13 protein-coding genes are annotated in these 11,913 nt (G+C 72.6%); 8 read left to right on the forward strand and 5 right to left on the reverse strand.

From position 1 onward, the window contains the following. Positions 1-64: 64 nt before the first annotated feature. The 3 genes from EOE48_RS22235 to EOE48_RS22245 all read left to right on the forward strand — a co-directional run bounded on the left by EOE48_RS22235 (position 65) and on the right by EOE48_RS22245 (position 3,658). Complete coding sequence (locus EOE48_RS22235) at positions 65-1,138, forward strand: branched-chain amino acid ABC transporter permease (protein WP_127733076.1); 1,074 nt, start codon at positions 65-67, stop codon at positions 1,136-1,138. Positions 1,139-1,298: 160 nt separating this feature from the next. Further along, a complete protein-coding gene (locus tag EOE48_RS22240) occupies positions 1,299-2,579 on the forward strand; it encodes an ABC transporter substrate-binding protein (RefSeq protein ID WP_127733077.1) in 1,281 nt (426 codons plus the stop codon). Between the two features lie 239 nt (positions 2,580-2,818). Next, positions 2,819-3,658 (forward strand): ABC transporter ATP-binding protein, encoded by an 840-nt coding sequence (locus EOE48_RS22245; RefSeq protein WP_127733078.1) that lies wholly within the window; start codon positions 2,819-2,821, stop codon positions 3,656-3,658. Between the two features lie 251 nt (positions 3,659-3,909). On the opposite strand, the gene ruvC is transcribed toward EOE48_RS22245, so the two are convergent. Both ruvC and EOE48_RS22255 read right to left on the reverse strand, forming a co-directional pair. Beyond that, positions 3,910-4,467, reverse strand: coding sequence for a crossover junction endodeoxyribonuclease RuvC (gene ruvC, locus EOE48_RS22250; RefSeq protein WP_127733079.1), 558 nt, complete (start codon positions 4,465-4,467; stop codon positions 3,910-3,912). Positions 4,468-4,594: 127 nt separating this feature from the next. After that, a complete protein-coding gene (locus tag EOE48_RS22255; protein WP_127733080.1) occupies positions 4,595-5,941 on the reverse strand; it encodes an NCS2 family permease in 1,347 nt (448 codons plus the stop codon). A gap of 217 nt (positions 5,942-6,158) precedes the next feature. Here EOE48_RS22255 and EOE48_RS22260 point away from each other — a divergent pair, with 217 nt between their 5' ends. From EOE48_RS22260 to EOE48_RS22270, 3 genes are read left to right on the forward strand one after another with little or no spacing between them, the layout of a single operon-like run. Next, entirely contained in the window at positions 6,159-6,512 is a 354-nt protein-coding gene (locus EOE48_RS22260; RefSeq protein ID WP_127733081.1) for a DUF6460 domain-containing protein, read from the forward strand. A 5-nt stretch (positions 6,513-6,517) separates the two neighbouring features. After that, complete coding sequence (locus EOE48_RS22265) at positions 6,518-7,882, forward strand: MATE family efflux transporter (RefSeq protein WP_127733082.1); 1,365 nt, start codon at positions 6,518-6,520, stop codon at positions 7,880-7,882. Then, positions 7,876-8,274, forward strand: coding sequence for a GFA family protein (locus EOE48_RS22270; protein WP_127733083.1), 399 nt, complete (start codon positions 7,876-7,878; stop codon positions 8,272-8,274). The genes EOE48_RS22265 and EOE48_RS22270 overlap by 7 nt, the downstream gene beginning before the upstream one ends. A 4-nt stretch (positions 8,275-8,278) precedes the next feature. On the opposite strand, the gene EOE48_RS22275 is transcribed toward EOE48_RS22270, so the two are convergent. After that, the gene (locus EOE48_RS22275; protein ID WP_127733084.1) at positions 8,279-9,361 is read right to left on the reverse strand and encodes a quinone-dependent dihydroorotate dehydrogenase; all 1,083 of its coding nucleotides are present in this window, start codon (positions 9,359-9,361) and stop codon (positions 8,279-8,281) included. Positions 9,362-9,364: 3 nt separating this feature from the next. Further along, positions 9,365-9,712, reverse strand: coding sequence for a DUF952 domain-containing protein (locus EOE48_RS22280; protein WP_127733085.1), 348 nt, complete (start codon positions 9,710-9,712; stop codon positions 9,365-9,367). A 157-nt stretch (positions 9,713-9,869) separates the two neighbouring features. Here EOE48_RS22280 and EOE48_RS22285 point away from each other — a divergent pair, with 157 nt between their 5' ends. Beyond that, on the forward strand, positions 9,870-10,487 hold the full coding sequence (locus EOE48_RS22285; RefSeq protein WP_127733086.1) for a S24 family peptidase: 618 nt from the start codon (positions 9,870-9,872) through the stop codon (positions 10,485-10,487). A gap of 10 nt (positions 10,488-10,497) precedes the next feature. Here EOE48_RS22285 and EOE48_RS22290 read toward each other — a convergent pair whose 3' ends face one another. Next, entirely contained in the window at positions 10,498-11,187 is a 690-nt protein-coding gene (locus tag EOE48_RS22290; protein WP_246154705.1) for a hypothetical protein, read from the reverse strand. Between the two features lie 158 nt (positions 11,188-11,345). On the opposite strand from EOE48_RS22290, the gene EOE48_RS22295 reads away from it, so the two are divergent. Beyond that, positions 11,346-11,900, forward strand: coding sequence for a DUF4337 domain-containing protein (locus EOE48_RS22295; RefSeq protein WP_127733130.1), 555 nt, complete (start codon positions 11,346-11,348; stop codon positions 11,898-11,900). Positions 11,901-11,913 lie beyond the last annotated feature (13 nt).

The raw sequence follows: 11,913 nt of genomic DNA on the forward strand, positions 1-11,913 counted from the left end.
CCTCTACGCGGCGAGAGCCCCTCTCCCGGGCGGGAGAGGGCGGATCAACCGAGGACCTGACCCCGTGGCGACCCAGAGCCTGATCCCGGCCGGCGACTACCGCACCACCTACGCGGCCGACACCACTATCTTCCCCACCGCCGGCAGCCGCTACGCGGTCTGGGCGGCGCTGGCGGTCCTGTGCCTCGCGCCCCTCGTCCTCGACCGCTACTGGCTCTCGCTGCTGATCCAGATCGGCTATTTCGGGGTCGCGGCGCTCGGCCTCAACATCCTGGTCGGCTTCACTGGGCAGATCTCGATCGGACACGCCGCCTTCTTCGGCTTCGGCGCCTTCGCGTCGGCGTGGCTGTCGAACCGCTTCCACATCCCGGTCTTCTTCGCGGTGCCGCTCGCCGGCGTGCTCACCACCGCGGTCGGGCTGGTCTTCGGCCTGCCGGCGGCCCGGCTGAAGGGGCTCTACCTCGCCATCGCGACGCTGGCCGCCCAGTACATCCTCCAGGACTTCTTCGCCCGGGCCGAATGGTTCACCGGCGGCGTCGCCGGCACCCATGCCGAGGCGTTCTCGATCTTCGGCTTCGCCTTCGACACCGACGGCCGCTACTTCTACATCGTGCTCGCCTACCTCGTGGTGACCTTCGTGCTCGCCACCAACCTGATGCGCTCCCGCGACGGCCGGGCGCTGGTGGCAGTGCGCGACCACTACCTCTCGGCCGAGATGATGGGGATCAACCTCACCCGCTACCGCACCCTGTCGTTCGGGCTGTCGGCGTTCTTCGCCGGCATCGGCGGCGCGCTCTACGGCCACTACCTGCAATTCGTCTCGGTCGAGGGCTTCAGCATCCTGCTGTCGATCCAGTTCCTCGGCATGATCATCATCGGCGGCCTCGGCTCGATCATGGGCACGCTGATGGGCACCGCCTTCATGGTGCTGGTGCCGGAAGCCATGGGCTGGATCACCGACGCGGTCCGCGGCTCGGCCCTCGACCGCGCCCTGTCGCTGAAGGACAACCTGTCCTTCCTGCGCGAGATGGCGATCGGCCTCGTGATCGTGCTCTTCCTGATCTTCGAGCCCGACGGGCTCGCCCACCGCTGGCGCCAGATCAAGGCGTACTGGAAGCTCTACCCGTTCTCGCACTAAGCAGATTTCGCAAAAGTGGCCCCCGGTTTTACGACAAAAATCTGCGATAAAACAGTAACCTAAGCGGACGAAGCGTTGGCTTGCCAACGCAAGTCTGCTTAGCTCCCGCGAGCACCCCTCGGACGGCCGAAAAAACGGCCGCGCACCCCCAGGAGGAACGATGACCCGCCACGCCACCCTCGCGTCGATCTCCGCGCTCGCCCTCGCCCTGAGCCTGCCGGCCGGGGCGGCCGAGATCCCGATCGGCCACCTCGCCGACCAGAGCGGCGCCACCTCCGACGTCGGCGTGCCCTACGCCCAGGGCGTCGCCGACGCCCTCGCCTGGGTGAACAGCAAGGGCGGCATCGGCGGCGAGAAGATGAACGTCGAGTCAGTCGATTACGGCTATCAGGTCCCGCGCGCCGTCGCCCAGTACAAGAAGTGGACCGGCGGCCGCGACAAGGTGGCGGCGATCCAGGGCTGGGGCACCGCCGACACCGAGGCGCTGTCGGGCTTCGTCACCAAGGACGAGGTGCCGTACGTCTCAGGGAGCTACGCCGCCCAGGTCAGCGACCCGACCGGCGCCAGCGGCAAGGCCAAGGCGGCGCCCTACAACTTCTTCTACGGGCCGAGCTACTCGGACGCGCTGCGCGCGATGCTGATCTGGGCCGCCGACGACTGGAAGGCCAAGGGCAAGACCGGCAAGCCGAAATACGTCCACATGGGCGGCAACCACCCCTACCCGAACTCGCCCAAGGAGGCGGGCGAGGCGATGGCGAAGGATCTCGGCTTCGAGGTGCTGCCGGCGATCGTGTTCGCCCTGGCGCCGGGCGACTACTCGGCCCAGTGCCTCACCGCCAAGAATGCCGGCGCCAACTACGCCTACATGGGCAACACCGGCGGCTCGAACATCTCGCTGCTGAAGTCGTGCAAGGCGGTCGGCACCGACATCCAGTTCATGGGCAACGTCTGGGGCATGGACGAGAACGCCGCCAAGGCGGCGGGCGCGGCGGCCGACGGCGTCGTGTTCCCGGTCCGCACCGCCGCGGTGACCGGCGGCTCGGCCCCCGGCCTCGCCATCGCCGCCGAGATCTCGAAGATCTCCGACCCGTCCGGCAATGCCTACCGCCCGGTGCACTACCTGACGGGCATCTGCGCCGCGCTCTACATGAGCGAGGCGATCGGCTGGGCCAAGGGCAACGGCGGCATCGCCGGGCCGAACGTCCGCAAGGGCTTCTACCAGAAGAAGGACTGGGTCCCGGCCGGGATGGAGGGTGTCTGCGTGCCCTCGACCTGGACCGAGAAGGACCACCGCGGGATGATGTCGGTCAACATCTACCGCGCCCGCGTCACCGGCCCGACCGATGGCCCGATCGCCGACCTGATGAAGGCCGGCACGGTGAAGCTGGAGCCGGTCAAGACGGTGGAACTGCCGCGCAAGCCCGAGTGGTTCGGGTGGTGATGCGCGGGTCGCGCCGCTGACGCGCGGCCTCGACCCTCCCCCCTCTGCGGGGGAGGGTGGCGAACGGAGTGAGCCGGGAGAGGGGAACGCGACGCTTCAGAACGTGGCGCTCTTCATCAAGGTCGCGACCTTTCCGGGAGCGTGGTTCCCCTCTCCCGCCCGGCCTCCGCCGGGCACCCTCCCCCGCAGAGGGGGGAGGGGAAGTAACCCGTGCCTCTTCTCCGGCCTCGGAGCCCCCCATGTCACAGGTCACGACCCTGGAGCGCCCGGCTCCTGCCTCCGCGGACGCCGCCCCGCTCCTGTCCCTGCGCAACGTCGAGGTCGTCTACGACGAGGTGATCCTCGTCCTGCGGGGCCTGAGCCTCGACGTGCCGGCGGGCTCGATCACCGCGCTGCTCGGCGCCAACGGGGCCGGCAAGTCGACCACCCTCAAGGCGATCTCCGGCCTGCTGAACTCCGAGAACGGCGAGGTCACGCGCGGCGAGATCGTGTTCGACGGCGCGCGCATCGACGGCACCGAGCCGGACCGGATCGTGCGGCGCGGCATCTTCCAGGTCATGGAGGGCCGGCGCATCGTCGCCGACATGACCCCGATGGAGAACCTGCGCCTCGGCGCGTTCTCGCGCCGCGACCGCGAGATCCCGCAGGATCTCGAACGGGTCCTGACCTACTTCCCCCGCCTCAAGGAGCGCACCGGCGCCGCCGGCTACCTCTCGGGCGGCGAGCAGCAGATGCTGGCGATCGGCCGCGCCCTGATGGCCCGGCCCCGCCTGATCCTGATGGACGAGCCCTCGATGGGCCTGTCGCCGCTGCTGGTGAAGGAAGTCTTTTCCATCATCCGCCAGATCAACCGCGACCTCGGCGTCACCATCCTGCTGGTCGAGCAGAACGCCCGCGCCGCGCTCTCGGTCGCCGACCGCGGCTACATCATGGAGCAGGGCAAGGTCGTGCTCGACGGCACGGTGGACGAGCTGCGCGACAACGAGGACGTGAAGGAATTCTACCTCGGCGGTGCCGGCGACCAGCGCAAGACCTTCAAGAACCTCAAGAGCTTCAAGCGCCGCAAGCGCTGGATCTGACCTCTGGTCCGCTTCATGGCCGGATCAAGCTCTTCCCCTTCCCGGACGACTGGAGCGAAGCGGAAGGAGATCCGGGATCCAGCATGAGAAGTGCCGCGAAGCGGCTCGGTGTTTCGGCGCCGTCGTTACAGAGGGACGCTTCGCGACTCCTTGTGCTGGATCCCGGGTCGCATTCCGCTGACGCTGCATGCGCCCGGGAAAAGAGCCGAGATCTCGTTGCCGTTCGATCAAACGATCGGTGTTCCCCATTCTCACGCCCGTGCCATTGCCCGGGCGATCCGCGCTGCCCCCCGGCCCGAGGGGGCCGCGTGCGCCGCCACCCGTGCCCGGGCGGCGCGGTGGTTGGCGTGGGTGATCGCCACCGCGAGCGCGTCGGCGGCGTCGGCGCTCTCGGGATCGGCCTTGGGGAGCAGGAAGCGCACCATCGCGCCGATCTGCGCCTTCTCGGCGTGGCCCGAGCCGACGACGGTCTTCTTCACGAGGTTGGCGGCGTACTCGGCCACCGGCAGGCCGCACAGGGCCGGCACCAGCAGGGCGACGCCCCGGGCCTGCCCGAGCTTCAGGGTCGATTGCCCGTCCTTGTTGACGAAGGTCTCCTCCACCGCCGCCTCGTCCGGCCGCATCGCCTCGACCACCCGCATCAGCCCGTCGTGCAGGCAGCGCAGCCGCGTCGCGAGGTCGTCGCCGGATTCCGACGTGACGAGGCCGCACCCGACATAGGCGAGCCGTGTGCCGGTGACGCTGACGACGCCCCAGCCGGTGCGGCGCAGGCCCGGGTCGATGCCGAGGATTCGGACGGTGTCGGTCATGGGCGCGGGCATCCACCGGTGGGCAAGGGGGCGGCGCGCCCCCGCGACGCGCCGTGACCGGTGCGCCGGAGCCGATCCTAGCATGCGGACCGGCCCGGGCGGTTAACGCCCCCCTGCCGGCGCCCGATCAATGCGCCCCGCCGGTCTCCACGAACTTGAACAGAAAGACCGCCGCGATGATCCAGACGATCGGCTTCACGTCGCGGGCGCGGCCGGTGAGCAGCTTGAGCACCGCGTAGGTGATGAAGCCGAACGAGACGCCGGTGGCGATCGAGTAGGTGAACGGCATCAGGAGCGCGGTGACGCAGGCCGGGATCACCTCGGTGATGTCGTCCCAGTCGAGGTCGACCAGTTCGCGCAGCATCAGGCAGGCGACGTAGAACAGGGCCGGCGCGGTGGCGTAGGGCTGGACCGAGCCGGCGAGCGGCGAGAAGAACAGGCAGGCGAGGAACAGCACGGCGACGGTGGCGGCGGTGAGCCCGGTGCGGCCGCCCTCCTCGACGCCCGACGCGCTCTCGAGATAGGCGGTGGTGCTCGACGTGCCGAGCAGCGAGCCGACGAAGATCGAGGACGAATCGGCCATCAGGGCCCGGTCGAGCCGCGCCATCTTGCCCTCCACGAGGAGCCCGGCCCGGTTGGCGACGCCCATCAGCGTGCCGGTGGCGTCGAACAGTTCGACGAGGAACAGCACCAGCACGACGTTGAGAAGGCCGGCCGAGAGCGCGCCCGACAGGTCGAGGGCGAACAGCGTCGGGGCGATCGAGGGCGGCAGCGACACCACGCCCTGGAAGCTGTTGCCGGCGACGAGGAAGCTCAGCACCGTGACGGTGAGGATGCTGCCGAGCAGCGCGCCCTTGACCTTGCGCACCGAGAGCGTCGCCACCATCAGGAAGCCGATCACGGCGAGCACGGTGCTCGGCTTGTGCAGGTCGCCGAGGGTCACGAAGGTCGCCGGGCTCGCCGCGACGACGCCCGCGTTCTTGAGCGCGATGATCGCCAGGAACAGCCCGATGCCGGCCGTGATCGCGATGCGCATCGAGCGCGGGATGCCCTCGACGATGATCCGGCGCAGGCCGGTCAGGGTCACGATCAGGAAGCAGATGCCGGAGATGAACACGGCGCCGAGCGCCGCCTGCCAGGTGAAGCCCATCTGGAGCACCACCACGTAGGCGAAATAGGCGTTGAGCCCCATGCCGGGCGCCAGCGCGATCGGGTAGTTGGCCCAGAACGCCATCACCAGCGAGCCGATCGCCGCGACGAGGCAGGTGGCGACGAACACCGCCCCCTTGGGCATCCCGGCATCGGCCAGGATGTTGGGGTTGATGAACACGATGTAGGCCATCGTCAGAAAGGTGGTCAGGCCGGCCAGCAGTTCGGTGCGTACCGTGGTGCCGTGCGCCTTCAGCGCGAAGGTGCGCTCCAGCCAGCCCCCGACACCGCTCCCGCCGGCCGGGACGTCGCGCTTCATGTCCATCACCGCCTCCTCGCCGCGTCGCGGCCGGTTCGCCCTCGCGATCCTGGGAGCAGGATCCGTTCCACTCAAGCTCGGGCACCGCTTGACTCGCCGCCGCGGCCCGGCCGACCCTGGCGGCGGCTCTTCCGCGGCGGCACCGGCATCGCCATCTCGGGGGCGGTCCGCCGCCGCGGTTCGGGCGGCGGGACGCGCCAGACCACGAGCCCCAAGAGGCATCATGTCCGACTTCCGGTTCCGCCCGCCTCCCGGCGGCCCGCACGATCCCCGCGGCGCCTATCCGCCCGACGAGACCGGCCCGCACCGGGCCGGGAGCGGGCTGCGCCGGTTCCTCGGCGGCTCGCCGGGCGCGGTGCTGGTGAAGCTGATCTTCCTGTCGCTGCTCGTCGGCGCCGGCATGGCGATGATCGGGGTCACGCCCGGCCTGCTGTTCGCCCAGGCCTATCAGACCGTTCGGGCGATCGCCGATCTCGGCCTCGAGACCTTCCACGATGCCGGCCGCTGGCTCCTCGCCGGAGCGGTGATCGTGGTGCCGCTCTGGCTGCTGTCGCGCCTGTTCGCCAACGGCCGCTGACGCCCATGACGGCACACGCCCCGGGCCGGCCGGCGGTCGGCAACCGCCGCATGCTGGCGCTCGCCCTCCCGATGACGCTCGCCAACGTGACGACGCCGCTGCTCGGCATCGTCGGGGCGGCGGTGATCGGGCGGCTCGGCGACGCGGCCCTGCTCGGCGCGCTCGCGCTCGGGGCGGTGATCTTCGACTACCTGTTCTGGACCTTCGGGGCGCTGCGCATGGCGACCGCCGGGCTCACCGCCCAGGCGGCCGGGGCCGGCGACGCGGCGGAGATCGACCGGGCGCTCGCCCGGGCGCTGGCAGTGGCGCTCCTCGTCGGCGCCGCGATGATCCTGCTCCAGGGCCCGCTCGGCGCCGGCGCCTTCGCGCTGGCCGGGGCGAGCCCGGCGGTGACGGCGGCCTTGTCGGACTATTTCGGCATCCGCATCTTCGCCGCGCCGTTCACCCTCGCCGGCTACGCGATCCTCGGCTCGACCCTCGGGCGCGGGCGCACCGACCTCGGGCTGGCGCTCCAGGTCGCGGTCAACCTCGTCAACATCGCGCTCACCCTCGCCTTCGTGCTCGGCGCCGGCCTCGGCGTCCGCGGGGCGGCGCTCGCCACGGTGCTGGCCGAGGCGGTGGGCGTCGGCCTCGGCCTCCTCGTCCTGCGCCGGCTCGGCGCCCGGCCGTGGCGGGTGCCGCTCGCCGAGATCGCCGAGCGCACCGGCCTGGCCCGGATGCTGGCGGTCAACGGCGACGTGATGATCCGCACGATCGCGATCATCACCGCCTTCGGGCTGTTCTCGGCGCTCGGCGCCCGCACCGGCGACGTCGCGCTCGCCGCCAACGCGGTGCTGCAGAACCTCTTCCTGATCGGCAGCTTCTTCCTCGACGGCTTCGCCACCGCCGCCGAGGTTCTGTGCGGGCGGGCCATCGGCGCCCGCGACGAGGCGGGGTTCCGCCGCGCCGCCCGGCTGTCCCTCGGCTGGTGCCTCGGCTTCGGCCTCGCCGTCTCGGCGCTGTTCCTCGCCGTCGGCGGCGGGTTCGTCGACGCGGTGACGACGAGCCCGGAGGTGCGCGCCTTCGCCCGCGACTACCTGCCCTTCGCCGCGCTCACGCCCCTCGTCGCCGCCGCGGCCTTCGCGTATGACGGGGTCTATATCGGGGCGACCTGGACCCGGCCGATGCGCAACCTGATGCTGGCGGCGCTCGCCGCCTATCTCGTGCTGCTGCTGCTCACCCGCGGCCTCGGCAATGCCGGGCTGTGGTGGGCGATCCTCGGCTTCCTCGCCGCGCGCAGCCTCGGCCAGGCGCTGCTCTATCCCCGCCTCGTCCGCCGTGCCTTCCCGGGCCCGCGGCCGGCGGCGCTCGCGGAGGCGACCGGATGCTGACCGGCGGATGCGCCTGCGGCGCCGTGCGCTACGAGGCCCACGGCACCCCCTGGCACGAGACCCTGTGCCACTGCCCGACCTGCCGGCGCGTCGCCGGGGCGCCGGCGGTGGCGTGGTTCACGGTGCGCCGCGCCGACCTGCGCCTCGTCGCGGGCACGCCGAAGGTTTTTCGGTCGAGCCCCGGCGTCGTCCGGGGCTTCTGCGGCGCGTGCGGCACGCCGCTGACCTATGCCCGCGACGACCTGCCCGACGAGGTCGACGTCACCACCGCCAGCCTCGACGACCCGGCGGCGCTGCCGCCCCGCGACCAGACCCAACTCGCTCATCGCATCCCCTGGATGGCGCCGCTGCCGGGATTGCCGGGTTTCGCCGGAGGGCGGGACGGGTCCTGAAGGCTCACGCCGCCTTCGCCAGTTCCGCCGCGTCGCGCCCGACCACCGCCGCGAGGTCGGTCACGCCCTCGCGCTGCATGTGGGCGAGAAGCCCGCGCTTGATCGTGCCGACGAGGCCCGGGCCGGCATAAACCAGGGCCGAGTAGAGCTGGACCAGCCGCGCTCCGGCCCGCAGCTTGGCCCAGGCGGCGTCGGCCGAATCGACCCCGCCGACGCCGACCAGCGGCAGGTCGGGGCCGACCCGCAAGAAGGTCTCGGCGAGGAGCCGGGTCGAGGGGCCGAACAGCGGCCGGCCGGACAGGCCGCCGGCCTCGCGGGCGGTCGCGGTCTCGGTCAGGCTCGCCGGCCGCGCCACGGTGGTGTTCGACACCACCAGCCCGTCGAGGCCGCGGCGCTTGGCGGTCGCCGTCATCGCGTCGAGGGCGTCGAGGCCGATATCGGGGGCGATCTTGAGCAGGATCGCGGCCGGGCGCGGAGCGCCGGCGCCGTCGCGGGCCTCGACCACCCGGGCGAGCAGGTCGTCGAGGAACGCCTCGCCCTGGAGGTCGCGCAGGCCCGGGGTGTTGGGCGACGACACGTTGACGGTGATGACATCGACGAGGCCGGCGAGAGCCCGGGTGCAGGCGACGTAGTCGGCCAGCCGGTCGGACGAATCCTTGTTGGCGCCGATGTTGACGCCGACGATCCCGGGCCGCCCGCGGCGGGCCTCCAGGCGGGCGCGGACGGCGTCGAGCCCGGCGCTGTTGAGCCCGAAGCGGTTGATGACCGCGCCGTCGGCGGGCAGGCGGAAGACCCGCGGGCGCGGGTTGCCGGGCTGGGGCCGCGGCACCACGCCGCCGACCTCGACGAAGCCGAAGCCGAGGGACAGGAGCGCGTCGGGCACCTCGGCGCCCTTGTCGAAGCCGGCGGCGAGCCCGACCGGGTTGGGGAAGCGCCGCCCCAGCACCGTCACGGCGAGGCGCGGGTCGTCGGCGGGCGGCGCGCGGCGCGGCAGCAGCGACAGCGCCCGGATCGTCAGCCCGTGGGCGGTCTCGGCGTCGAGGGCGTGCAGGAGCGGGCGGGCGAGGGGAAACAGGGTCGGCAGCACGGCTCAGCCCTCGAAACCGGACGGGAAGACGTGGGCGCCGTCCGGCCCCAGGGGCAGGGGTACCGTGCCGCGCACCGCCGCGAGATCGAGGGGCGCGTAGAGGTGGGGAAACAGCGCGCCGCCGCGGGACGGCTCCCAGCGCAGGGCGGCACCCAGCGCCCCGGCCTCGACCGCGACGAGCACGAGGTCGCCCTGGCCGGCGAAGTGCCTGCCCGCGGTCTCCCGCGCCTGGGCGGCGGTCGAGAAATGGATGTAGCCGTCGGTGCGGTCGACCGGCGCGCCGTCGAAGCGTCCGGCGGCCTCGGCCTCGCGCCACAGGCCGGCGGGGCAGATCTTGTAGATGAGCGTCACGCGGCCCTCCGCCCTCGGGTTGCCGGCCGGCAATAGCCGGGCGGTGGCCGGGCCGCAACGCGCCCGCCGGCCGGCGCGGCACCATTGCGGGGCCGTGAGCGTTCTCTCCGCGGTGTCCAGCGCGGGGAGGGCGGTCGGCGTGTCGGAAGCCTCTTCCATGCTCTCCCGGGACCGGCTCACCCACGACCGGATCTGGGCGGCGATCGACGGCCTCGCCCGCCGCCACGGGCTCAGCCCGTCCGCCCTCGCACGGCGGGCCGGGCTCGATGCGACGAGCTTCAACCGCTCGAAGCGCGTCGGCCCGGACGGGCGCCGGCGCTGGCCCTCGACCGAGTCGATCGCGAAGGTCCTCGACGCCACCGGCACCGATCTGACGACGTTCCTGACGCTGCCGCTCCCCGACGCGACGCCGGATGCGATGCCGCGGATCACCACCGCCTGGGCCGGCGCCCTCGGCCCGGCGGACCTGCCGGAGGCCCCCGGCGAGGACTTCGCGTTCCCGGGGCCCGACGCCGACCGCTGCTTCGCCGTCGCGGCGGAGGGCGACGCCCTCGCCCCGGCCTACCGCGACGGCGACCTCCTGGTCGTCAGCGCGACCGAACCGGTGCGCCCCGGCGACCGCGTCGTCCTGCACCTCGCCGACGGCGGCTGGGCGGCGGGCGAACTGGCGCAGCGGAGCGCACGATCGACCTATCTCGCCGGAACCGAACCCCGCCGGGTGGCGAACGCGGACCTCGCCTGGATCGCCCGGGTGCTGTGGGTCCGCCTCTGCTGAGGGCGCCGGTTCAGGGGGTCGGGCAGGCCGGGTCGGCCGGGCGGGGGGCGCGGGCGAAGTCGAGCACCGCCGCCGTGTAGGTCTCGACCACCTCCGAGAACGGCTCGCGGGCGGCGGTGAACAGCACCGCGCGGTGGCGCAGCCAGTGCCCGGGGATCGCCTGCTCGCCGCAGGCGGCGGGGGGCGGCGCGGCCTGCTCCCAGTCGTCGGGCAGCGGCTGCCACAGCAGGTCCGCCGCGACCGTCTGGCGCGTCGGGCCGAGCGGCTGCACCGCGCGGCCGAACGGCGTGTCGGTGGTGTCCAGCAGGCGGTTCATCTCGGGCGTCAGCCGCGCCGGCACGTACCAGTTGTCGGCCTCCGACAGGACGCGGTCGCCGCAGGCGAGGCGCACCCGGCGGTAGCGCAGCGGCTCGTCCGGGCCGACCCCGAGCCGCTGGCGCGTCGCCGCCTCGGCCGGCTTCTCGGCCCCGGGCACGAGGCCGGCCGAGAGCCGGGCCGGCGCGGCCGCCATGCCGTGGCCGCCGCACCAGCCCTCCAGCGTTGCGGTGGCGCTGCGGCTCGCCAGCAGGCGGGCGTTCAGCGTCTGCATCACCGCCGTCAGCTCGACCCGGCCGAGATAGGTCGCGGGCCAGCGCGGCGCCTCGGCCGCGGCGGGCGCGGCGAGCAGGATCAGCGGCAGGACGAGGAGCGATCGGCGCACGGGTCTTCTCCCTGGGAGGCCCTCTGCTTCGCGCATCGGTGCGACGCTGGGAAGGGGGCCGGCCTTCCGCAAGGGCTGGCGCTTCGCGCCGGCGCCGCTATGAAGGCGGCGCCCCGCCGGGGGCATCCTGTGACGGACGCTTGCACAAGGGGGACGCGATGTCGGGCGGGCACGGTGCGGTCGATTCATCCAACAAGAAGGTGGCCCTGCTGATCTCGGTGCTGGCGCTGTTCCTCGCGCTGGGCGAGACCCTGGCCAAGAGCGCGCAGACCGACGCCCTCGGCGCCAACGTCGAGGCCTCCAACGTGTGGGCGTATTTCCAGGCCCGCACCATCCGCAGCACCGTCCTCAAGACCGCCGGCGAGGAGCTGACCCTGGCGAGCCAGGGCGTCCCCTCCGACGCGGTGCGCAAGCAGCTCGACGACTGGGCGAAGACGATGGCGCGGTGGGAGTCCGACCCGGCGACCGGCGAGGGCCGCAAGGAACTCGCCGCCAAGGCCAAGGCGGCCGAGGAGAAGCGCGACCTCGCGCTGGCGCGCTACCACCATTACGAGATCGCCTCCGCGGCGTTCCAGATCGGCATCGTGCTGGCCTCGGCGCAGGTCATCACCGGCATCGTCGCCCTCGCCTTCGCGGGCGGCGCGCTGGGCATCGCCGGGATCGCGATGGTGGCGATCGGCCTGTTCGCGCCCCACGCCGTCCATCTGATCTGAGGCAGGACCGGGA

It is taken from the genome of Methylobacterium oryzihabitans (assembly GCF_004004555.2).
In the GTDB taxonomy this organism is placed as follows: Bacteria; Pseudomonadota; Alphaproteobacteria; order Rhizobiales; family Beijerinckiaceae; genus Methylobacterium; species Methylobacterium oryzihabitans.